Annotated in this window: 19 protein-coding genes; 12 read left to right on the forward strand and 7 right to left on the reverse strand. The window is 67.1% G+C overall.

Annotated elements, in window-relative coordinates:
• Positions 1-354: 354 nt before the first annotated feature.
• The 4 genes from A5659_RS20610 (at position 355) to A5659_RS20625 (ending at position 6006) form a co-directional block, all read left to right on the forward strand.
• Complete coding sequence (locus A5659_RS20610; RefSeq protein WP_231997950.1) at positions 355-1875, forward strand: S8 family peptidase; 1521 nt, start codon at positions 355-357, stop codon at positions 1873-1875.
• A 21-nt stretch (positions 1876-1896) separates the two neighbouring features.
• On the forward strand, positions 1897-3168 hold the full coding sequence (locus A5659_RS20615) for a serine/threonine protein kinase (RefSeq protein ID WP_066877981.1): 1272 nt from the start codon (positions 1897-1899) through the stop codon (positions 3166-3168).
• A 114-nt stretch (positions 3169-3282) separates the two neighbouring features.
• The gene (locus tag A5659_RS20620) at positions 3283-3621 is read left to right on the forward strand and encodes a hypothetical protein (protein WP_066871328.1); all 339 of its coding nucleotides are present in this window, start codon (positions 3283-3285) and stop codon (positions 3619-3621) included.
• 66 nt (positions 3622-3687) lie between these two features.
• A complete protein-coding gene (locus A5659_RS20625; protein WP_067183864.1) occupies positions 3688-6006 on the forward strand; it encodes a hypothetical protein in 2319 nt (772 codons plus the stop codon).
• Between the two features lie 115 nt (positions 6007-6121).
• Here the strand turns inward: A5659_RS20625 and A5659_RS20630 are convergent, their stop codons facing one another.
• Positions 6122-6346 (reverse strand): hypothetical protein, encoded by a 225-nt coding sequence (locus tag A5659_RS20630; RefSeq protein ID WP_066871322.1) that lies wholly within the window; start codon positions 6344-6346, stop codon positions 6122-6124.
• A 116-nt stretch (positions 6347-6462) separates the two neighbouring features.
• On the opposite strand from A5659_RS20630, the gene A5659_RS20635 reads away from it, so the two are divergent.
• Positions 6463-6945: an SRPBCC family protein gene (locus A5659_RS20635; RefSeq protein ID WP_066877975.1), complete on the forward strand. Its 483-nt coding sequence runs from the start codon at positions 6463-6465 to the stop codon at positions 6943-6945.
• A gap of 27 nt (positions 6946-6972) precedes the next feature.
• On the opposite strand, the gene A5659_RS20640 is transcribed toward A5659_RS20635, so the two are convergent.
• Genes A5659_RS20640 through A5659_RS20665 form a run of 6 tightly spaced genes read right to left on the reverse strand, consistent with a single transcriptional unit; the run spans position 6973 to position 14394 of the window.
• Complete coding sequence (locus A5659_RS20640) at positions 6973-8133, reverse strand: NDMA-dependent alcohol dehydrogenase (protein ID WP_067183867.1); 1161 nt, start codon at positions 8131-8133, stop codon at positions 6973-6975.
• Positions 8134-8164: 31 nt separating this feature from the next.
• Positions 8165-9637 carry an AMP-binding protein gene (locus A5659_RS20645; RefSeq protein ID WP_197498118.1) on the reverse strand — a complete coding sequence of 491 codons (1473 nt, stop codon included), beginning with the start codon at positions 9635-9637 and terminating at the stop codon, positions 8165-8167.
• Positions 9634-10416 carry an SDR family NAD(P)-dependent oxidoreductase gene (locus A5659_RS20650; RefSeq protein ID WP_082976136.1) on the reverse strand — a complete coding sequence of 261 codons (783 nt, stop codon included), beginning with the start codon at positions 10414-10416 and terminating at the stop codon, positions 9634-9636. The genes A5659_RS20645 and A5659_RS20650 overlap by 4 nt, the downstream gene beginning before the upstream one ends.
• Positions 10409-12022, reverse strand: a complete 1614-nt coding sequence (locus A5659_RS20655) for an AMP-binding protein (protein WP_067183874.1) — start codon at positions 12020-12022, stop codon at positions 10409-10411. The genes A5659_RS20650 and A5659_RS20655 overlap by 8 nt, the downstream gene beginning before the upstream one ends.
• Before the next feature lie 21 nt (positions 12023-12043).
• A complete protein-coding gene (locus A5659_RS20660; protein ID WP_066865372.1) occupies positions 12044-12784 on the reverse strand; it encodes a GntR family transcriptional regulator in 741 nt (246 codons plus the stop codon).
• The gene (locus tag A5659_RS20665) at positions 12784-14394 is read right to left on the reverse strand and encodes an SMP-30/gluconolactonase/LRE family protein (protein WP_067183879.1); all 1611 of its coding nucleotides are present in this window, start codon (positions 14392-14394) and stop codon (positions 12784-12786) included. The genes A5659_RS20660 and A5659_RS20665 overlap by 1 nt, the downstream gene beginning before the upstream one ends.
• A gap of 218 nt (positions 14395-14612) precedes the next feature.
• On the opposite strand from A5659_RS20665, the gene A5659_RS20670 reads away from it, so the two are divergent.
• The 7 genes from A5659_RS20670 to A5659_RS20700 form a co-directional block, all read left to right on the forward strand.
• Positions 14613-15467 (forward strand): SDR family NAD(P)-dependent oxidoreductase, encoded by an 855-nt coding sequence (locus A5659_RS20670; RefSeq protein WP_067183899.1) that lies wholly within the window; start codon positions 14613-14615, stop codon positions 15465-15467.
• Positions 15467-16867: an SRPBCC family protein gene (locus tag A5659_RS20675; RefSeq protein ID WP_067183882.1), complete on the forward strand. Its 1401-nt coding sequence runs from the start codon at positions 15467-15469 to the stop codon at positions 16865-16867. The genes A5659_RS20670 and A5659_RS20675 overlap by 1 nt, the downstream gene beginning before the upstream one ends.
• An 8-nt stretch (positions 16868-16875) precedes the next feature.
• Positions 16876-18723 (forward strand): NAD(P)/FAD-dependent oxidoreductase, encoded by a 1848-nt coding sequence (locus A5659_RS20680; protein WP_067183886.1) that lies wholly within the window; start codon positions 16876-16878, stop codon positions 18721-18723.
• Positions 18720-19670 (forward strand): SDR family NAD(P)-dependent oxidoreductase, encoded by a 951-nt coding sequence (locus A5659_RS20685; RefSeq protein WP_067183889.1) that lies wholly within the window; start codon positions 18720-18722, stop codon positions 19668-19670. Before A5659_RS20680 ends, A5659_RS20685 begins: the two co-directional genes overlap by 4 nt.
• Before the next feature lie 13 nt (positions 19671-19683).
• Positions 19684-20826 (forward strand): CaiB/BaiF CoA-transferase family protein, encoded by a 1143-nt coding sequence (locus A5659_RS20690; RefSeq protein WP_067183892.1) that lies wholly within the window; start codon positions 19684-19686, stop codon positions 20824-20826.
• A gap of 43 nt (positions 20827-20869) precedes the next feature.
• Positions 20870-22582, forward strand: a complete 1713-nt coding sequence (locus tag A5659_RS20695) for a thiamine pyrophosphate-binding protein (RefSeq protein ID WP_066865356.1) — start codon at positions 20870-20872, stop codon at positions 22580-22582.
• Positions 22583-22610: 28 nt separating this feature from the next.
• A partial coding sequence (locus A5659_RS20700) for an aldehyde dehydrogenase family protein (protein ID WP_067183896.1) occupies positions 22611-23706 on the forward strand: 1096 nt, incomplete at its 3' end.

Below are 23706 nucleotides of genomic sequence, written 5' to 3' on the forward strand. Positions count from 1 at the left end.
ATCCTGACCTCACCGGGCTGGGTCATCGCCGGCGTCCGCGCCGCACCGCGCGCACATCGAGTAGTCGACTACCCGTGAAACCGGCCCCGGACCGGACGATGATCGAGATCGGTCAATCACCGCCGATAGCGTCATGCCGCGGTGCCGATCTCGGCGCTGGTGTCGCTATGGCTTTGCGGGCTTGGATGCAAAGTTGCTTGTGAGGGCGATCGACCTGCTAGACAAGGATCACCGGCGGTATGGGAGTCGCCGTGGCGGGCGGTATCGCCGCTCAGGTGTTTCGGGGCGACCGGCCGGTGAGAGGAGGAGCGATGTCCATCCGACGGAACGTCGTTGCGATAGCGGGGTGCGGCGATGGAAGCCGGTGAGGCCGGTCGGGTGCCGACCAATTCGTTGATCAGTCCGATGGCGGTGCAGACGCCAGAGCAGCTGACGCCTCAGCAGGCGACGATGACGGTGACGCATGTCGACGACGACACGAAGGTCACCACACGCATGGTCCTCCTCGAGTTGCGGTTCAACCCCGGAGACAACGCGAAGGCTGTGAACGATCGGTTCCGAAACCTGTGGCGGACCGTGTTTTCGGGGCCCACGGCACCGCCCGCGCCGACGTTGGTGGCCCGACACTACTGGCGATGCGTGCTGACCACCGATCAGATGCGGGCCCTGGCCGCCGCCGACGTTGCGGCCGCGGAAAGCCGCTCACCGCACGGAGTCCCGTCGATCTACCGCATCTGGCCCGACTATGTGCTGCGGGGCCACCTGGACCGCTCGGTCACCACGGTCAAAGCCGATGCCGCCGTGCGCACCTACGGCTGCGCCGGCAACGGCATCGTGTGGGCGGTGCTGGATTCCGGCATCGACGCCCGGCATCCGCACTTTGCCCGCTACGGCAACCTCACCGACCCGCTGGTAAAGCAGTGGCACCGCGACTTCACCATCGGCAACACCACACGCGGTGGGCCGTTGACCGACGTGCACGGGCATGGCACACACATTGCCGGCATCATCGCCGGCGTGGCGCCCGACCACGACGAACTGCTGATCGCATCCAATGAACCGACCGATCAAGACCTGCCGCGGTGGGCCCTGCGCACCCTGGACCCGGGAACCGTGTTGAGCGGGGTGGCCCCGCAGGCCAAGCTGGTCAGCCTGAAAGTGCTTGACGACGACGGAAATACGGTGTCCAGCGCGGTGCTCGACGCGATCGACTGGGTGCGCCGCGTCAACTCCGGCGGCCGCAGCATCCAAATCCACGGTGTGAATCTTTCGCTGGGTTCGGATTGGCCGCCCTCGGACTGCGCGGCCGGTCAAAGCCCGATCTGCCGAGAGCTCGATCTGCTCGCCGCCACCGGGGTGGCGGTCGTGGTGAGTGCGGGCAACGCCGGTGCGGCCGGAACGCTGAGCGGACCCAGCAACGATGTTCGGGGCCAACTGTCCACTATCACCGACCCGGGCAACGCCGCCTCGGCGATCACGGTGGGCTCGGTGCATCGCTACAAGCCGCACACCTACGGCGTCAGCTTCGATTCCTCCAAAGGCCCGACGCTGGATGGGCGAAAGAAGCCGGACCTGGTGGCTCCCGGTGAGCGCATTACCTCGGCCGCGACAGGTTCGTTCGTTGCCGGCGTGGACGTTCTGGAGCCGCACAACCCCAAGCACCTGGCCCGCTACCGCGAAGACAGCGGAACATCGATGGCCGCCGCGCACGTGTCGGGGGCGATCGCGGCGTTCATGTCGGCCCGCACCGAATACATCGGACAGCCGCAACTGATCAAGCAACTACTCATGGACAGCGCCACCGATTTGGGCCGCCACGAGTTCTACCAGGGCGCCGGTCTGATCGACCTCATGCGCGCCCTGTCCAACGTCTAGCCGAAGCCGAGGTTCAACGCCATGACAACCATCCACGGATTGCCTTACTACGAAGTCGATTTCAACGCCGACGGCAGCCTCAACACAGCCACCGGCGCCGGTGCCGGCGGCCTGCCGGAGGTGATTGCCGCCGGCGGCATCACCGACCTGTTCGTGTTCTCTCACGGATGGAACAACGGCGTCGACTCCGCCCGCGACCTGTACGCGGCGATGTTCGGGCTGCTCGCAGACCAGCTGGGGGCCCGGACCGCCACCAGCGCCGCAGCCGGAATCATCTGGCCCTCATTGCTATTCCCCGACGACGATCCCGTCACCGCCAAGCCGGTACCATCCACCGGCGCCGAACTGGCGACCGCCCTGAGTCCGGCTTTCCCCGAGCAACAGCAGGACCTGACCACGATGGGCGCGCTGCTGGACCAAAAGCCGCAGGACCCGGACAAGCTGAGCCAATTCCACACGCTGGCCGGCGCTTTGGTGACAACGCAGTCGAACGCGGTGGAGGACCTCGGCGAAAACGCGTTCCTCCAGGATCCCACTGCCACCGTGCTGTCCTACGCCGGCGCGATGGCGCCGAAGGCCGCGAGCGGCGCCATGGGCGGCGCCAATCCGTTCACGACCATGTGGTCGGGAGCCCGGGAGGTGTTGCGCACCCTGAGCTATTACGAGATGAAAAACCGGGCCGGTGTGGTCGGTCAACAGGGGTTGGGCCCACTGCTGGCCGACCTGGCACAGCGTGACGCCACGCTGCGGATTCATTTGATGGGCCACAGCTTTGGCGCGCGGCTGGTGTCCTACGCGTTGGCCGGCCTCGGCGACGGGCATACCGGCGAAAACAGTCCGGTGAAGTCGCTGACCCTGATCCAGGGCGCGTTCTCCCACTTCAGCTTCGCCGACACCCTGCCGTTCGACCCGGGCCGCTCCGGTGCCCTATCCGGCTATGGCGACCGGGTCGACGGTCCGTTGCTGTCGACGTTCACCGCCGCCGACCGCGCCGTCGGATGGTGGTATCCGACGGCGAGCATGCTCAGCCGCCAAGACAGCGAGTCCGCGGCCGACCTGACCTACCGGTGGGGAGCGATGGGCCACGACGGATATCAGCGCGACCCCGCCCCCATCAAGGTGCCACTGGCGCCAGTGGGCTCACGATACGGGTTTGAGTCCGGCAAGTTCTACGCGCTGGACAGCAACCAGATCATCTGCGCCAACCAGTCGGCGTTCAGCGGCGCGCACAGTGACATCCGCCATCCCGAGGTGCTCTGGGCGGTCCTGGATGCCGCCGGTCTGTCCGCCTGAGAGCCCGAACCGAGTAGCGCACTACGCTATCGACCGAAGTGCGGGTGCGGACAGCATCGAGGGCAACCAGCACGCCAACCGCTGGCGAATTGCAAGCCCCGAAAGGCGACAGCCGTGCCCGCAACCATCGTTTTCGACCAGCAGGTCACCTTCGTCACCGATCCGGTAAGTCCCTGCGCTGGCGGCGATTTCACCGTCTTCTGGCAGGAAAAGAATGTCGGCGCCGACACCTCCACCGACTATCAGGACATCTTCGACCTCGATGATCAGGGCAGCGGCGACAGCCAATCACTGTCGTGCGATCCGCTGCTGCCTGGGCAGAGCGCGATGCGGTCGCTGACGTTCAACCTGCCCGCGGGCGACTATCGGATGAGCCTGGTTATCAATGGATCCGGCCCGATCGATCTGGGCAACGTCATCGTCGGCGAATGCTCGGTCGCCGCGCAGCCCTAGCTCACCGGCACGACATCCGACGACGCCGGCAACGCCTCACTTTCAGTTCACCCACCAGGAGTATTCATGACCAGTTCTGAAACCACCGCCGCCGCAACACCGATCGACCAGATCCGGACGCTGGCATTTCACAACGAATCGATCGGCATGGGATTCAACAGCCATACCGGCCAGGCCGTGGGCACCGCCCTGCAAGGTTTCACCGTCGGCGCCGATCCGGCCGCCTCCGGTCAGGAAGTAACTGCGGAGATCACCATCGTCAACTCGCAGGAAGAACTCATGGACAAGATGTCGATGTCCTTTTCTCTGCAAGGCCGCTACGAGTTCTTCTCAGCCTCAGCCAAAGCCAGCTTCTCCGAGCAAACCAACATCAACTCGACCTCGACGTTCCTACTTGCTCGATGCGTGGTGAAGAATCCGTTGACCCGCGGCCAAAACTTCGTTGTCAAACCGGATGCCGCAGCTTTGCTGAACACGAGTGAGGGTGAAGATACCTTCACCCGCGCGTTCGGCGACAGCTTCGTGCGCGGCCTGCAGACTGGAGGCGAGTTCTACGCGGTCATCCGCATCACCTCCCAGTCGACGGTGACCCAGACGAACCTGGCGACCTCACTGAACGCCGCGGCCGACATGCTGGTCGCCTCGGCGGACTTCAAAGCACAGTTCAACACCGCCAACACCAGCGCCGCGACCCGATCGGAATACACCGCGACGATGTATCAACGCGCCGGGAGCGGAGAGACCATCTCCCCGACGGTCACCATCGACGAGATTGCCGCGCGCTACCACCAATTCCCGCAGATCGCCAAGGACAACCCGGTCGCGTTCGAAACCGAGGTGGCCACCTACGACACGCTGCCGCTGCCCCTGCCTACTCCCGAGGAGCGCGACGACTTCCGGGCCGCCCTCGCCGACGCCCGCGACCACAAGATGCGCTACATCCAATCCCGCAACGACGCAGATTTCGCCCGGACGAACCCCCAATTCTTCACCGGCCTTCCTCCCAACGCCGTGCTGGCCGCCGCGTCGGCGAGTTACACCGCGCTGATCAACGCGGTGATCGACCACGCGGTGCGGCTGTCGAAGGGCCAATTCGACTCGCCCCAATTTTTCGACCCGCAGAAATGCACACCGCCGCTGACCGAGCCGCAGCCCATCGTCTTCACCCGTGCCCCGGCGCCGCCGGCGCCGGTGACCCCGCCGGGCCCGGGCTGGAAGACGAGCACGATCGACACCAAGGGCGCGATGTTCCCCGTCGACGCCTATGTCAGCCCCAACGGTGTCGGGGTGGACAACCAGGGCCGGATGACGGTGCTGCCGGTTAACGGCCAGGCCCTGTCGACCGTCTCCGGGGCCAGCTTCCATCCGGGCGGCTTCGCCAACCAGATCACCGAACTCGACGCCACCGACGACGGGCTGCTGGCCGTCGACGTGAACGGCGCGCTCACCGTCGTGTGGGCGCCGCGCGGGCAGTCACCGAACCAGATCGCCCAGCTCGGCGGGGGCGGGTTCGCGCCCGGCGGTCACGTCACCCGCCCGTTCGTCTCGGTGTGCCTGACCGTGAACGCCGACGGTGTGCTCAAGGTGATCTGGTTGCCGGCGGCCCAGCCGTTCGGCCAGGCCACCATCCAGGCGGTCGCCGGGGCGAAGTTCGTCGCCGGCCAGGCGATGACCATGCCGATGGAGGTCGCCGCCGGCACCTTGTCGACACTGGCCATCGACGCAAACGGAACCCTGATGGAGGTTGTGATCAGCGAAACCCCGGCGCCGCCGTCCGTGCGTCCGGTTGTCGGCGCGCCGGCATTCCCGCCGGGCGCCCGAATCAGCAAGCCGACCGTCTTCGATGTTCAGACCGCCTTCTGTGTGGACACCCAGGGCCGATTGACCGGCATCTTCCGCGCGCCCAACCAGGGCTGGGCGACCCAGCCGGTGACCCCGCCGGGTGCCTATGCCCAGGGCGCATTCATCAGCGACCTGGCAGGGGTGACTTTCCGGCCGCCCGGTGCCCCGCAGCCGGTGCTCGCGCCGCTGAGGAGTGCCTTCGCCGTCAACGCCGCCGGTGCGCTCACGGTGATCTCGATGCGGGCCAAGACCGAGTTCGACTCCCCGCGAATCGACGTGCTCGCGGGGGCGAGCTTCCCCACGACCGCTCGGCCCGTGGCTGCGCTGGCCAGCAACAACAGTGAGGTGGTCGGCTTCGCCGTCGACAACGACGGCCGCGTCATGCAGTACACCTTCAGCGGCCAAACCCAATCCTGGGAACTGTCACCTATTTCGGAGGCCCTGTTCCCGCCGGGCGGCGCCGTGAGCGACCATTTCGGCTTTCCTAACCAGTGCGTCGTCATCGACAAGGATGGCCTGGCCCACGTCATCGCCTTCCAGTGAACGGGCGAGGATCGCAACGACATCCGGCCACTCCGCGAAATCTGAAGCCCGAAAACACGAAAGCGCGGTAGCCGTCGACCGGCTACTCGCGCAATATTCGGGCGACGGGAATTCGCTACAGGATTCGGTGGTTCGCCCTGCCTACCTGGTATCCCATCGGGAAGGACTTCTCGATGACCTGCAGCTGGTGATCCACCCTGGACTCCAGCTCGAGCACCACGCAGCTATCGCTGAAGGATTTCGATTCGAGAACTATGTACCGCTGACCACAATCGGTGATCGGGTCGCCCGAGTGCAAGTTCTCGACCGACACCGACTCCGGAGTTACATCTGCCTCCATTCCTGACACGTTAGGTCAATTCCGCAAGTGAGGGAATAGACCGTTACGTGCGGTCGGCTTGGCGCTGACCCGCGCCGAGCGTAACGCCACGGCGAACAAACCGGCAGAATGTCGCCGTGACGTTACATTCGCGGGCACGGTCGTTGGTGTTCGTCCACGCCGATCGGACACTGAGCGAACACGTGCCCGCGCCACCCGACGCCGTCCGCGGCTTCTACGTGGATCTGGACAACATCAAGCTGGTGCATCCGCTGATCGTGTCCGTGGAAACGGTGTCCCGCAGCGAAACCCCCGACGGCTATCAGCAGGCCTACCGCGTCGTCGACCGGATCCCATTGGGGCCGTTCACCATTCGCACCGGGTATCACGCCCGGCTGCGGGTGCCCGTCAGCGGCGACGTGCTGACCGAGGCCGACCAGTCACCCGGGGTCCGGTTGCGCGGCACGGTGAGTTTCGATCCGGTCGACGGCGGCACCCGGATCACCGAGCGGATTTCGATCACCGCCCCGCGGCTGTTGGCCGGGGTGACCATCCGCGAAGCGGTCAAGGCGCACGTCAAGATGCTTGCCGGCATCCGCGGGCACTTCGAGTCCGGTTGAGCCGCTGGGACGAGTCCGCGCCCGTGGTCACACGCCGGCGAAATCGATGACGCCGCGAATGTTGCGGCCCTCGCGCAGGTCTGCCATCGCCTCGTTGATCTGGTCGAGCCGATAGTGGCGGGTGACCAACTCGTCGAGTTTCACCGCGCCGGCCTGATACAGCGACAACAGCATCGGCACGCTGGTGCGCGGATTCATCCCGCCGTACAGCGCGCCGCGCAGTTGTTTGGCCGACAGCGTCATCTCCTGCAGCACCAGCGGAACCGGCGGTTCGGTGAACGGGGTGATGCCGGTGAGCACGCAGACCCCGCCCTTGCGCAGCAGCGCCATCGCCAGCGGCAGCAAGTCGACATGCACCACGCCGGGGCAGACGACGACGCGGTCCGCCATCAGCCCCGCGGTGATCTCGTTGACCAGCGGTATCGCGTCCTGCGCGGAGGCGGCGGTGTGGGTGGCGCCGAAGATCTTGGCCGAATCCCGCTTGGAGTCAACCGGATCCACCGCGACGACGTACTTCGCACCCACGGCGCGCGCCCCTTGCAGGGCGTTCATCCCGACACCACCGGCGCCGAGGACGACGACGGTGTCGCCCGGTTCGGTGCCCGCCGAGACCGTCGCGGAGCCCCAGCCGGTGCTGACCCCGCACGAGACGAGCGAAGCGGCATGGAACGGGATAGCGTCGTCGATCTTGATGACCGACCTCTCCGAGAGCACCGCATATTCGGCGAACGTGCCGAGTTGCCCGTAGGCCAGCAGTTCTTCGTCGCCCAGGTGCCGCCGGCAGGTTCCGTCGGTCGGCATCTCTCGGACGAACAGGCTCGCCCCGATGTCGCAGATGTAGCTCTGGCCGTTCACGCAGAAGCGGCAACTGCCGCACGCCGGAATGAACGAAAGCGCCACATGGTCCCCCGGCCGCACCGACGTCACGCCGGACCCCACCTCTTCTACGACACCGGCACCCTCGTGCCCGCCGAGCAGCGGGAACCAGTCCGGCGCCGGCTGGCCGCTGGCGGCGATCGCCTCGGCCGTCGGGACCACGTCGCCGGTGAACAGATGGTCGTCGGAGTGGCAGATTCCGGCGACGGCCATCCGGACCATGACTTCACCCGCGTGCGGCGGGTCCAGCTCGATCTCGCGGATCTCCCAATCCTGGCCGACCCCGCGGATGACAGCGGCACGACATTTCATTTGCGACCTCCCTTTCGTGGCGTGGCGGGGCTCAGCGCGCCAGGCTCGCCCGTAGTTCACGCTTGAGCACCTTGCCGTAGCTGTTCTTCGGCAACTCGTCGACGAATTCGTAACGCTTGGGCCGTTTGAAGCGGGCGATGCGCTCCAGCAGATGGGCGTCCAGCGCCGCGGGTTCGACCGCACCGACGATGAACGCCACCACCACCTCACCCCATTCATCGTCGGGGGTGCCCACCACGCACGCCTCGGCGACGCCGGGATGCTCGAGCAGCACCTCCTCGACCTCCCGCGGGTAGATGTTGCTGCCGCCGCTGATGACGACGTCCTTCGACCGATCCCGCAGGGTGAGGTAACCGCGCCCATCGAACGAACCCATATCGCCGGTGTAGAGCCAGCCGTCGTTGAGCGCGCCGCGGGTCGCCTCGTCGTTGTGCCAGTATCCGGACATGACCGCGTCGCCGCGGCAGACGATTTCGCCGATCTCGCCGACGGGCGCCGGGCTGCCGTCGGCGCGTAGCACCGCGACCTCCATGCCCGACCGCGCATACCCGACCGATCCCAGGATCGCGTCGTCGTCCGACTCGTGATCGGCGCGGCGCAGTCCGGTGATGGTCATCGGTGATTCGCCCTGCCCGTAGATCTGCGCGAAGATCGGACCGAATGCCGTGATCGCCTTGCGCAGGCTTTCGACGTACATGGGTCCGCCGCCGTAGACGATCGTCCGCAGATTGGCCGGGCGACCGCGGCCCGTATCCACCAGCCGTTGCACCATCGTCGGCGCCAGGAACGCGCTGGCGCCCGGGTGGTGTGCGCAGAGGTCGAGGAACTCGTCGGGATCGAATGCGCCCGAGGCGGGCAGGATTTGCCGCGCACCGCGCAGCGTGTACGGCAGGATGTAAAGTCCCGAGCCGTGCGACATCGGCGCGGCATGGACCAGGCTGCAGTTCTCGTCCGGATCGTCGATGTCGGCGAGGTGGGCGACCGTCATCGCCGTGAGGTTGCGGTGCGAGAGCATCGCCCCCTTCGACCGGCCGGTGGTTCCGCTGGTGTAGAACAGCCACGCCAGCGCCGAGGGGTCCGTGCGCGGCGGCCGCGCCGGGGCGACGGCGAACCGCCGCGAATAGTCCTCGGAATCAAGGATTTCCGTGGGCGCCGCGGTCATCGGGGCGAGCTCGGCACCGATGGCCGACGACGCGAATACCCTTGCGGCGCCGGCGTCCTCGAGGATCTGCGCCATCTCGCGCGGGTGCAGCTTGTAGTTGATCGGGACGACGACACATTCGGCCGCCCAGATCGCGAACATCAGCTCGACGATCTCGGGGCGGTTGTGGGTCGCGATCGCGACACGAGCGCCCGCGCCGTGCTGCCCCCGGATCGACGCGGCCAGCCGTAACGCCCGGTCCCGCAACTCGATCCAGGTGCACACCCGGCGTTCCCCGACGTACAGCGCGCCGCGGTCGGGGAACCGGCTCGCGGCCTGGTCGAGCATGGCGAACAGATTCATCGCTCGGTCCACCGCGACGACAGCCCGAACTCGGAGAGGTACTTCGTCGAGCTCCAGCCGCCGTCGACGACGATCGTCTGGCCGTTGATGAAACTGCCACCCGGCGAACACAGAAAGGCGACCGTGCTGGCGATGTCGTCGATGCGGCCCAACCGCTGATGCGGCGTCATCTCGGTGTTGATCTTGCGGAATCGCTCGTCCTCCAAGCGCTTCTCCACCATCGGCGTCACCGTCACCCCGGGGGCGACGGCGTTGCAGCGAATGCCGGACGCGCCGTACTGACAGGCGATGTGGGTGGTCAGCGCGGTCAGGCCGCCCTTGGCGGCCGAATACGCGCCGCCGCGTAGGCCGCCGACGACGGCGAAGGTCGAGGTGACGTTGATGATCGCCGACCCGGGTCCCATGTGTGGCAACACGTCGCGCGCCAGCCGAAACGGTGCCCGCAGCATCAAACCCAGGAAGTAGTCCAGGGTTTCGTCGTCGGTCTCGTGCAGCGGCTTGGGGCTACCGACTCCGGCGTTGTTGATCAGGAAGTCGATGTGGCCCCACCGGTCGACCGCGAGATCCACGATGCGGCCCGGCGCGTCGTCATCGGTCAGGTCGACCGCCAGCGTTGCGACGCGATCCGGATCACCGACCGCCCTTGCCAGTTCGGCCAGCCGACCTTCGTCGCGGCCGGTGCCGAGGACCGCCATGCCCATCTCGGCGAGCTTCGTCGCGCACCCCAAGCCGATACCGCTGCTCGCGCCAGTGACGATTGCGACCTGCATCTCACCCATCCTTCGTCAACTCCTGCGCCAAGGCCGCGCGGATCCGATGCTTGAGAACCTTGCCCGCGTCGTTCTTCGGCAGGGCATCCCAGATCACGACCTGTTCGGGCGCCTTGAATTTGGCGACACCCTTGCTCACCAACAGCGCAAGCAAACTCGCGACATCCGGGGTCGCCACACCGGTGGGAACGATCACCGCACAGGCCCGCTCTCCGGTACGGTCGTCGGGCAGCCCGACGACCGCGATCTCGGCGATGCCCGGATGGTCGGCGAGCAGGTCCTCGACCTCCTTGGCCGAAATGTTTTCGCCGCTGCGGATGATGACGTCCTTGGCGCGGCCGGTCACCACCAGGTACTCGTCTTGCGAACCGGATGAGACCCAGCGTCCGAGATCGCCGGTGCGGAAAAAGCCTGCGTCATCGAAAGATTCGGCGCCATCCTCGGGATGAAGATAACCCTGCAGCATCTGCGGGCCGCGCACACAGATCTCCCCGTCACCGGTGGGCGCGGTCTCATGGGCGACGAGCTTGATCTCGGCGATCCCGGGCCGGCCGTCGGTGTCCGCCGCGGCACCGGCCTCGTCGGGCCGGGGAGCACCGACGGTCGCGACGGGCACTTCCGTGCAGCCGTACACCCGGGTGATCACCGCGCGATTGAAATACCCTGCGGCGCGGCGGATCAACGACGGCGACACCGACGCGCCGCCGCAGATGAACACCTTCAGGTCCGGCAGACGGGTGCCGGCGCGCTCGGCGGCCGACAGCAGCTGCTGCAGAAACGGCGTCGCACCGGCCATGTGGGTACACCGCTGCGAGTCCATCAGCGTGACCGCCTCCGCGGCGTTCCACCGGTCCATCAACACCGCGGTGGTGCCCAGCAGCAGTGGGCATTCGAAGGCGTATATCGAGCCGCCGATGTGGGCGACCGGCGATGGCACCAGGAAGGTGTCACCCGGCGCGATCATCCAATGTTCGCGGATCTGGCAGATAAGCGCGTGCATTGAGTTATGAGTGTGCAGAACGCCTTTAGGGCGACTCGTGGTGCCCGACGTGTAGAGCACCATGCGCACGGAGTCGGGATCCAGCGCCGGCAGCGCAGCGGCGTCGGAGGGCGGCTGCTGCAGCAGTGACCCGTACGGTGTGTGCGGACCGGCGTCACCGCGCAGCACCACCACCTCCGGCGCGCGGCTCATTGGCGTCGTCACGCGTTCGATCATCGCCGCGTAGTCGTGGCCGCCGTAGCTTTGCGGGACGAAAAGCAGTGCGGTGCCGGCATCGTCGAGGATGAAGCGCAGGTCGTGGTCGCGCAGCGACGGCAGGATCGGGTTCACCACCATCCCGGCGAGGGTTGCGCCCAGGTAGATGACGGCGGACTCGTGCCAGTTCGGCAGCATGAACGACACGACGCTGCCCGTCGGCATGCGCGCCGACAGGGCGACCGCGAGCGCGTTGGCCTGGGCGTAGAGCGTGGCGCAGTCCACCCGAGTATCGCCGTCCACCAAGGTGATTCGCCGGGGAGAGGCCTGGGCGGCCGCGCGCAGCGCGTCGGCCAGCGTGGTGTGCACCCATAAGCCGCGCCGGTATGCCTCCGACGCATAGGGCGCGTGGGCCCTCACCGCGGCCTCATCCGGGGCGGCCTATTCATCGACGCGACGCATGGTCATCGCGTACCGAAACCTCGACGACAGGTGGGTGTTGATCGTCACCTGGGCCACCTCACCGTCGGAGGTCGTGTAGGTGCGCCGCATCTGCAGCGCGGCCGTCCCCGCTTCCGCACCGAGTCCGTCGGCCAGTTCGGGTGACAGCAGGACGGCGGCGATCTCCTGGTGCAACTGGGCGACGCTCACGCCGAACAGATCCTCGATCAACGGAAAGATCGGGCCGACGTGGCGCTGCAGCAGCCTGCCGACGGCGGCGAAACTGCGGTTGATGTAGTACTCCGTTCGGCACATCGGCACCGACGCGCCGTCGGCCTGCCGATAACCGCGCACCGACAACCACTGGGAGCCGGCCTCGAGACCGGTGCGAGCGGCGAGCTCGTCATCGATCGTCACCATCGCGTTGGATTCGATGGTCAGTTGCGCGCCGGCAGCGAACGCGAGCAGGTCGTCGATCGACAGCGCGTCCTGGGCATAGGAACTCGACGCCGGCCGGGGTACCACCCGGGTGCCCGCCCTCGGCCGGGATGCGACCAGATTGTCCTCGCGCAGCCGGCGCAGTGCCTCGCGGATGGTGTAGCGGCTCACCGCGAAGCGCTCGCACAGCTGGTGTTCGGTGGGCAATTGCGACCCCACCGGGTAGACGCCGTCGACGATCTCCTTGCGCAGCGTGCGCGCGATCTGGAGGTAGCGGTGGTCGCCGGCCACGGCCTGGGGCATCAGGGACCGCCCGGGGTCGGGCGCAAGGCCAGCACGCTGCCGTCGCCGTCGGCCGAGACGTACAGCGTCCCGTCGCCCGCGGCGGTGATGCCGGCGAACGGGCCCTGCGGCCCGGAGAACGGCGGCATCCCGCGCAGCGGTTTGGGCGTCACACCCGGCGGGGGACCAACCGGCAGACCGGATGCGATGGTTCGCCGCGCGTTAGTGCTCAGGTCGAACGCGACCAGCTCCTTGGCGCCGGCGTCGACGACGTAGAGCACTTCTCCGCGGACCAGAATGCCCTGGGGCCGTTGCAGATCGGCGACGACCGTGTCGGGGCTCGAGCCGTTCACCCGCACCACCCGGCCGGCTCCGGCCTCCGCCACCAGGGCGGACCCGTCCGCGCCGATCGCGACGCCGACCGGGTCGCGCAGCCCGGTCGCCAGCACCTCGACGCCGCCGGACTTCCATGACAGCACCCGCCCGGTGCCCAGCTCGGCGAACACCACACCGCCCGGGCTCAGGGCCACACCGTAGAGCTGGTCGAAACCGTCTGCGAGCACATCCGTTTCGTTGGCCTCCGGCCGATACCGGCCGACTTGGCCGCCGGAGGTAGTCACGACGAACTCACCGGGCCCGCTCGCCGCAATGCCGCGCAGGAATCCGGGGTATCCGGGGCTGAACAACATCCCGGCGGTGTGCAGGGACCCGTCGGGCAGGGCGACGTAGAAGTACGTGCCGTCGGCGATGTAGAGCTGCCCGTCGTGGCCCACCGCCAGATCGAGCGGCCAGTTGAGGCCGCCCGCCAGTACGGATTGCGTTGTGCCGTCCGGGTATATCTCGGTGATCTCGCCGGTGAAGTTGGAAACGAACAACCGATCGCCGACGAAGGTGCAGTTGTCCAGCCCCGGGTTCAGCTGGGCGATCAGGCGCTGTTCGCCGCTGCGCGGATCGATGCGCAGCACCTGTCCGGTTGCCACCTGCGTCGAGACGATGTGGCCCTGGGCGTCGAACTTGACCGAATCGGGCACACCGAGACCGGTTGCCACGCATTGCGGTTCGCCCCCGTCGGGGTCGACGCGCCAGATTTCGTTGGCCCCCATCACCGGGAAGTACAGCAGCCCGTCCGGGCCGACCTCCATCGCGTTCGGTGAGGGCACGTTCTCCAAGAGCACCCGTGGTGGCCCGCCAGCCAGGTCGAATTCCAGCAGCCGTCCGCCTTCACGGCATTCACCGATGAACAACCGGTCCCGATAAAAGGTGATCCCGTTGGCCGACGGCACGTCGTCGCGCAGGACGCGCGTTCGGCCGCCGGTGTCGCGCACGCTGACCCGGCCGTCCATCACCTCGGTGGCGTAGAGGTTGCCGGCGGCGTCGAACGCGACGTCGTCGGGCGCCACGATGTCGCCGCCCTTGGGGCTGGCGGTCACCAGTTCCCCGGTGCGGTGGTCCAGCGCGCTGATCTGGCTGCCGGTCACCTGGGCGATGTAGATGCGACCGTCCGGTCCGGTGCGCAGACCGTTGGCTCCGAAGAGCCGGCTGGGCGCGGTGACCCGTTCGAGCTCCCAGCCCTCGGCGACGTCGATGCGATGCGCCACTGGGTACCGCGATGGCTGCGCTGAGATGGGCATGGCTCGCCGAGGTCCTTCCGTCAGCCGTTTGGCTGGACGCTATCAATTCCTCCTAGTCCAGACAATAGCCGCCAAAGCGCGGCGAACCGATCTTGACAGCGATGTCCACCGATCGGAATAGTGTTCTCCAAGGGGCAGAATGCGATATTTTGTCCGGACAAAAGATCAATGATCCCGCCCTGGGTGGCGCGACGCCCGGCGGCAGGGGAAAGCAGGTCATGGCCGATCACGGGGATCTCCTAGGACTCGACGGGCGCGTCGTCGTGGTTTCCGGCGCCGGTGGCGGTGGCATCGGCACAACCGTCACGGCCATGACCGCCCGGGCCGGGGCCACCGTGATCGCGGTGAGCCGGTCGAAGGAAAACCTCGACGAACACATCGCCCCGCTGGCGCAGCAGGGCCTGCCCGTGCTGCCCGTCGCCGCCGACGTGTCGACCGACGAGGGCATCGCCGCGGTGCTCGACCACGCGCGCCGCGCCGGCGGTGACCTGTACGGGCTGGTCAATGTCGCCGGCGGCGCTGAGCCTTCGACGTGGATGCCGTCCACCCGGGTGGCGCGCGGTGACTGGCGCAAGATCTTCACCGACAACCTCGAAACGGCCTTCTTCATGAGCCAGGCCGTGGCGGGCGAGCTCGTCGCGCAGCACCAGCCGGGATCGATCGTGTCGATCTCCTCGATCAGCGGCATGAACACCGCGCCGTTCCACATCGCCTACGGCACGGCCAAGGCCGCGATCGTGGCGATGACCCGCACGATGGCACTCGAGTTGGCGGTGGCCGGCATTCGGGTCAATGCCGTCGCGCCCGGCGTCACCGAGACGGCGGCCTCGCGCACGTACGTCGACGAGGATCCCGATCGCGACCGCCAGGCGATCGCAATGGGCCGCCGCGGCCGGCCCGAAGAGCAGGCCGGCGCCATCCTGTTCCTGCTCTCGAAGATGTCGAGCTACATCACCGGCCAGACGCTGCTCGTCGACGGCGGGCTGGACCTCAAGTGGAGCCACCTCGGCGCAGACAACACTTCGCTATTCCTCAAGGACGAATCCTTCCGCGCGGCAATCAGGAGGATGTGATGACCGATCTGGCCAAGGGCGCGAAACCCGAAGCGCCCGAGGAACTCTCGGCACCGATGACCATCGGCGTGGAGGCCTACATCTCCGAGGACTACGCTCGCGCCGAGCGGGACAAGCTGTGGCGCAAGGTATGGCAGCAGGTGGGCCGGGTCGAGGAGCTGCCCGAGGTGGGTAGCTACTTGACCTACGACATCCTCGACGATTCGATCATCGTGGTGCGCACCGGCGCAGCAGAGTTTCACGCGCACCACAACGTGTGCATGCACCGCGGCCGCCGGCTGATCGACACCCCCGACGGCGCCAAGAACGCCTGCGCGCGTACCCGAAAGTCGTTCGTCTGTGGCTTCCACGGCTGGACCTACGGTCTGGACGGCGCGTGCACCCACATTCGCGAACAGCAGGATTGGCAGGGCACGCTCACCCCCGACAACACCCACCTGCGTCCGGTGCAGGTCGATACCTGGGGTGGCTGGTTGTGGATCAACATGGACCCCGACTGCGAGCCGCTCGCCGATTTCCTGTTCCCCGCCGCGAAGATCCTCGACCCGTTCGGGCTGGAGAACATGCGCTACAAGTGGCGCAAGTGGCTCTCGTTCGATTGCAACTGGAAGGTCGCGCTGGAGGCCTTCAACGAGACCTACCACGTCTACACCACACATCCCGAGTTCAATAAGTTCGGCGAGTTCAAGGGGTGGGCGAAAGCCCAAGGCAAGCACAGCCACATCGGCTATGACGCGCCCGAGGACATGGAGGCCACCAAGTCCAAGATCCGGCTCGGCATCGGCGCCGATCCCCGCGTGTCGACCGCCGAGATGCAGGTGTACACGATGGAGGAAACCAACGCCACCACCACCCAGACGCTGGTGAACGCCGCCAAGCGACTGGTCGACGAGCTGCCCGAGGGGACACCGGCCGACAAGGTCCTCGAGCACTGGCTGGCCTCGGCGCGCCGCGACGACGAGGCCCGCGGCGTGATCTGGCCGACGATCCCCGCCGACATCCTGGGGCAGGCCGGGACCGCATGGCAGATCTTCCCGAACTTCCAGATCGGCCAGGGCTTGACCAGCGCGCTGTGCTACGGCGCGCGACCGCATCCCAGCTACAACCCGGACAAGTGCATCTTCGAGGTGTCGGTCTTCGAGCTGTACCCCAAAGGCCAAGAGCCGCAGACGGAATGGGAATACACTCCGGTCGGGGACCCCAGGTGGCGATCGGTGCTGCCGCAGGACTTCTCCAACATGGCCGCCGTGCAGCAGGGCATGAAGTCTTTTGCCTTCCCCGGCACCAAGCCCAACCCGTACCGCGAGCGCAGCACGGTCAATCTGCACTACCAGTTGTCGAGGTACATGGGCACCGGTGAGCCCCGAGAGCTTTCAGACAAGGAGCGCCCCCAGGCATGACCCCTGAGATGGAAAAGCACCAAGACGGTTGCGGGCCCACCCAGACACCCGAGGACGTCGACATCGACGCGCTGCGCGAGAAGTACGCCCGGGAGCGCGAAAAGCGGCTGCGCAAGGAAGGTTCCAAGCAGTACATCGAGTTGGAGGACGACTTCGCCGGCTACTACGAAGTCGACCCGTACACACCCGTGTCCCCGCGCGAGCCGATTCGCGAGGACATCGACGTCGCGGTGCTGGGCGGTGGCTTCGGGGGCCTGCTGTCGGCGGCCTACCTCAAGAAAGCGGGCGTCGACGACGTCCGCGTCATCGAACTCGGCGGCGACTTCGGCGGCGTCTGGTACTGGAACCGTTACCCCGGCATCCAGTGCGACAACGAATCATACTGCTACATACCACTTCTCGAAGAGCTAGACTTCATGCCGTCGAAGAAATTCGCTGACGGCGCCGAGATCTACCAGCACTGCCGCAACATCGGCAAGCACTTCGGCCTCTACGATTCGGCGATCTTCTCCACCCAGGTCCGCGACCTGCGGTGGGACGAAGAGATCAAGCGCTGGCGGATCAGCACCAACCGCGACGACGACATCCGCGCCCGCTTCGTCGTGCTGGCCTCGGGCCCGTTCCACCGCCCGAAGCTGCCCGGCATTCCCGGGATCAAGGACTTCAAGGGCCATGCGTTCCACTCGTCGCGGTGGGACTACGACTACACCGGCGGCGACACCAGCGGCAACCTGCACAAGCTCGCCGACAAGAAGGTCGCCGTGATCGGCACCGGCGCCACCGCGATCCAGATCGTCCCGTTCCTGGCGCGAGACGCCCAGCATCTCTACGTTTTCCAGCGCACCCCCTCGACGGTCGACGAGCGCAACAACGCGCCCACCGACCCGGAATGGGTGAAGACCCTGCGGCCGGGCTGGCAGCGGGAGCGCCAGCGCAACTTCCACTCCTGGACGTTCGAGGGCATGGCGCTGGGCCAGCCGGATCTGGTGTGCGACTTCTGGACCGAGCTCGGACGCAACACCGCCGCCCGGGTGCTCGCCCTGCCCGACCCCGCGGCCATGACGCCCGAGCAGTTCATGGCGATTCGGGAGGAAGAGGATTACAAATTGATGGAGCGGCTGCGCCGCCGCATCGACGCGCTGGTCGAGGATCCGCAGACCGCCGAGGCGCTCAAGCCCTATTACCGATTCCTGTGCAAGCGGCCGCTGTCCAACGACGAGTACCTGCCGATGTTCAACCGGCCCAACGTCACCCTCGTCGACGTCTCCGATTCCAAAGGCGTGGAACGCATTACCGAAAAGGGCTTGGTCGCCAACGGTATCGAGTACGAGGTCGACTGCATCATCTACGCCAGCGGCTTCGAGATCACCACCGAGATCAGCCGCCGCTACTCGATCGAGGCCATCCAGGGACGCGACGGGCTGTTGCTGTTCGACTACTGGAGAGACGGCTACAAGACGCTGCACGGGATGACCAGCCGAGGATTCCCCAACCAGTTCTATACCGGCTTCACCCAGGTCGGCATCTCCGCCAACATCGCGGCCAACTACGAGCTGCAGGGCGAGCACATCGCCTACATCATCGCCGAGGCGCTGAAGCGCGGAGCCACCACCGTGGAACCCAGCCAAGCGGCGCAGGAGCAGTGGTGCGCGACGATCCGGGAAACCGCGATCGACAATTCGGCGTTCGACGCCCAGTGCACGCCCGGCTATTACAACAACGAAGGCGGTGGCGGGGGCGAGGGGATCCGGTCGCACCTGGGCGAGCCGTACGGCCCCGGCTTCTACGCGTTCGAGGACCTGTTGCGGGTCTGGCGCGACAAGGGGGAGCTGGAAGGGTTGGTGCTGGGCGCTTGACCGAAACCGTTGCGCCCCAACTTCGATTCGACGACCGCGTCGCCGTGGTGACCGGCGCGGGCCGCGGGCTGGGCCGTGCGTACGCGCAGCTGCTCGCCTCGCGGGGGGCCAAGGTGGTCGTCAACGACGCCGGCGGCGGCCTCGACGGCGAGGGCGCCGACGCCGGGCCGGCCGAGCAGGTGGTCGGGGAGATCACCGCGGCCGGCGGCGAGGCGGTCGCCTGCGGCGCCTCGGTGGCGACCCGCGACGGCGGCCAGGAGATCATCGCGACCGCGCTCGAGCACTACGGACGCATCGACATATTGATCCACAACGCCGGCAACGTCCGCCGTGGCTCGCTCAAACAGATGAGCTACGAGGACTTCGACGCCGTGCTCGACGTGCACCTGCGCGGCGCGTTTCACGTTGTGCGGCCCGCGTTTCCGCTCATGTGCGACGCGGGCTACGGCCGCGTCGTGCTGACGTCGTCGATCGGGGGGCTGTACGGGAACCACGACGTGGCCAACTACGCGGCGGCCAAGGCCGGCGTGATCGGGCTGGCCAATGTCGTCGCGCTGGAGGGTGCCGCGGAGGGGGTGCGGTGCAACGTGATCGTGCCGGCCGCGGTGACGCGCATGGCCGAGGGCATCGACACATCGGCCTATCCGCCGATGGGCGCGGAACTCGTTGCGCCGGTGGTGGGATGGCTTGCGCACGAGTCTTGTTCGGTAACCGGTGAACTGTTCATCGCGCTGGCGGGTCGGGTGGCGCGGGCGGTGATCGCCGAGAGCCCGGGAGTGTGCCGTCCGGCCTGGAGCATCGAAGAGGTCGGCGCCCACCTGGACGCGATCCGATACGCCGAGGCACCGCTGATTTTCCCGGTCGTCCCCGACGGACACAACGAGCACATCCGCTACAGCTTCGAGCTGGCTCAGAGGTTAACCGATCAAGGAGCGCTCAATGGCTAGCCCGACCGGCCCGATGGCGGGGCTGCGCGTCATCGACCTCACCGCGATGGTGATGGGGCCGTACTGCACGCAGATCATGGCCGACATGGGCGCCGACGTCATCAAAGTCGAACCCCCGCAAGGTGATAACACCCGCTACATCTCGGTGGGCCCCGCCCCGGGCATGAGCGGGGTGTTCGTCAACGTCAACCGGGGCAAGCGCAGCGTGGTGCTGGACCTGCAAACCGACGCCGGCGCCGGCGCGCTGCGCGCCCTGGTCGAGACGGCCGACGTGTTCATCCACTCGATGCGGGCCAAGGCGATCGCCAAGCTCGGTTTCGGCTACGACGACGTCGCCGCGATCAATCCCGCTGTCGTCTATACCAATTGCTACGGGTATGGGCGCCGCGGACCCGATCGCGACCGCCCCGCCTACGACGACACCATCCAGGCCGAATGCGGCCTGCCCGCGGTGCAACAACAGTTGACCGGCGAGGCCGACTACGTCGGCACCATCATGGCCGACAAGATCGCCGGGCTGACGGCGCTGTACGCGACGACGATGGCGTTGTTCCATCGCGAACGCACCGGGCAGGGGCAAGAAGTCGAGGTCGCCATGTTCGAAACCATGGCCTCGTTCATGCTCGTCGAACACGCCAACGGCGCCCTGTTCGACCCTCCGCTCGGGCCGGCGGTGTACCCGCGCACCGTGGCGCCCAACCGCCGCCCGTACCGCACCAGCGACGGCCATATCGCCGCGTTGATCTACAACGACAAGCACTGGAACGCGTTCATGAAAGCCGTTCAGCCACCGTGGGCCAGCGAGCTGTACGCCACGCTGGAGCAACGCGCCCGCGAGATCGACACCGTCTACGGGCTGGTGGCCGAGACGATGAAGGAGCGGACCACCGCGCAGTGGCTGGCGCTGTTTCGTGAACTCGAGATACCGGCCGCGCCACTGAACACGCCGGAAGCGCTGTTCGACGACCCGCATCTGAACGCCGTCGGCATGTTCGAGACGGTGGACGGCCCGCACGGGCCGGTGCGTTTCCCCGGGGTGCCCACCTGGTTCTCGCAGACACCGGGCCGGGTCGCGGGGCCGGCTCCGGACCTCGGCGCACACACCGCAGAGGTGCTCGCCGAGCTGGGCTTGGCCGTGGACGCGAACCCGGCATAACGCTTACCAACGAAATATTCTGTCAGCGAAGGAGTTTCCCACGATGGCTGTGCCCGTCTACAAACGCATTCTCGACCTTTTCGAGGCCGAGGGCGTGAACACCCTGTTCGGCATCCCCGACCCGAACTTCGTGCACATGTTCGCCGAGGCGGACGCGCGGGGGTGGTCGGTGGTGGCTCCGCATCACGAACTGAGCGCCGGGTTCATGGCCGAGGCGGCGTCGCGCATGACCGGCAACCCCGGCCTGTGCATCGGCACGCTGGGCCCGGGCATGGCGAACATCGCCGGAGCGATCCAGTGCGCGCTGGTGGAGAACTCGCCGGTGATCTTCCTGGGCGGGCAGCGAGCCCGGGTGACCGAGCGCCGGGTGCGGCGCGGCCGCATCCAATTCGTCCAGCAGGAACCGCTTTTCGCCGCGTCGGTGAAGTACAGCAGTTCGATCGAGTACGCCGACCAGACCGACGAGATCATCCACGAGGCCATCCGCAGGGCCATGTCCGGCACGCCCGGTCCGACCTACGTCGAGTTCCCGTCGCACGTCATCCTCGAGGAGCTCGACGTCGACGCCGCCCCGCCACCGTCGGCCTACCGGCTGGTCAACCAGGGCGCCGGCACCCGCGAAGTGGCCGAGGCCGTCAAGCTGATCCGGGCGGCGCAAAGCCCGATCCTGTTGGTCGGCCACGGCGTGCACACCTCCCGCACCCAGCAGCAGGTCAAGGAGCTCGCTGAGCTGATGGCGTGCCCGGTGATCCAGACCTCGGGCGGCACGTCCTACATCCCGGGTCTGCAGGAGCGCACGTTCCCCTACCTGTTCTCGCCCGCGGCCAACGAGGCCGTCGAGGAATCCGATTTGTGCGTCGCGCTGGGCACCGAGCTCGGTGAGCCGATGCACTACGGCCGGACCCAGCACTGGGCCGCCAACAACGCGAACCGCAAGTGGGTGTACGTGGAGCAGGATCCGGCCGCCATCGGCGTCAACCGCCCGGTCGACGTGGCGCTGGTGGGCGATCTGCGCGGTGTGGTGCCGCAGCTGGTGGACGCGCTCAAGGATGGCCCGCGCAAGCCCGCGCCGGGGCTACAGGCTCTGGTCGAAAAGGATGCGAAAGAGCTTGCGGACGTGGCCGAGTCGGCGCCGTCCGGCCGGTCACCGATCCACCCGGCCCGCTACGTCGTCGAGGCCACCAAGGCGTTCAACGAACTCGACGACGGCATTCTCGTGCGCGACGGCGGCGCGACGGTGATCTTCCAGTGGACCTACTCGCAGTCCAAGCCGCGCGACGTGATCTGGAACCAGAACTTCGGCCACTTGGGCACCGGCCTGCCCTACGCCGTCGGGGCGTCGGTCGCCGAGGGTGGCAAGCGCCCGGTGATGCTGCTGACCAGCGATTCGGCGTTTCTGTTCCACATCGCCGAGCTGGAAACCGCTGCGCGGCAGAATCTTCCGCTGGTGTGCGTGGTGGGCGTCGACCACCAGTGGGGCCTGGAGGTGGGCGTGTACAAGCGCACCTTTTCCCAGCCGTCGCCGCAGCCCGGTGTGCACTGGAGCAAGGACGTCCGGATGGACAAGGTCGCCGAGGGTTTCGGCTGCCACGGTGAGTATGTCGAGAAGGAATCCGAGATCGGCCCGGCGATCGCTCGCGCCTACGCCAGTGGCAAAGTCGGCGTGGTGCACGTATGCATCGATCCGAAGGCCAATTCCGAGGAGATGCCCAAGTACGACCGATTCCGGACCTGGTACGCCGAAGGCACTCAATAAGGCCCGCAGTAGAAAGAGGATCGATGTCATGCGCGAATACCTGAAGTTCTACATCGACGGACAGTGGGTCGACCCGGTGCGGCCCAACACTTTCGACGTGGAGAACCCGGCGACCGAGCAGGTGTCCGGAAAGATCTCGCTGGGGTCGGCCGCCGACGTCGACGTGGCGGTCAACGCCGCCCGGCGAGCCTTCACCGGCTGGTCGCAAAGCACCCGCGAACAGCGCCTGGACCTGTTGCAGGCCATCCTCGCCGAATACCAGAAGCGCGCGGACGATCTCGCGCAGGCGGTCACCGAGGAAATCGGCGCCCCGCCCTCGCTGGCCGCCGGGCCGCAGGTCTTCCTCGGGATCGGGCATCTGACCACGGCCATCGACGTGCTGAAGAACTTCCCGTTCTCCGAACAGAAGGGCGCGACCCTGATCGCCAAGGAGCCGATCGGCGTCTGCGGTTTGATCACGCCCTGGAACTGGCCGATCAACCAGGTCGCGGTCAAGGTCTACCCGGCGCTGGCGACAGGCTGCACCGTCATCCTGAAACCGTCTGAGGTGGCGCCGTATTCGCCCTACATCTTCGCCGAGATCCTGGACGCCGCGGGCGTGCCGGCCGGGGTGTTCAACCTGATCAACGGCGACGGCGCGGGCGTGGGTGTGGCCCTGGCGAGCCATCCCGACATCGACATGGTGTCGTTCACCGGGTCCACCCGCGCCGGTGTCGAGGTCGCCCGGAACGCCGCGCCCACGGTCAAGCGAGTAACCCAGGAGCTCGGCGGCAAAAGCCCCAACATCGTCCTCGACGACGGTGGCTTCGCCGACGGCGTGCGGGCCGGCGTGGCCAACATGATGCCCAATTCCGGGCAGAGCTGTAACGCGCCGTCGCGCATGCTGGTGCCGAATTCCCGGATGGACGAGGCAATTAGCCTCGCGCGCGAAGCCGCCGAACAGATCGCGGTGGGCAACGGTGCGGCGACGGCGATCGGGCCGGTGGCGTCGAGGACTCAGTTCGAGAAGGTTCAGCGCCTGATCCAGCAGGGCGTCGACGAGGGCGCGACCGTGGTCGCGGGCGGCCCCGGCCGGCCGGCCGGACTGGACAAGGGTTACTACGTCAAGCCGACCGTCTTCGCGC

This window comes from Mycobacterium sp. 1165196.3 (assembly GCF_001673415.1).
Taxonomy (GTDB): domain Bacteria; phylum Actinomycetota; class Actinomycetes; order Mycobacteriales; family Mycobacteriaceae; genus Mycobacterium; species Mycobacterium europaeum_A.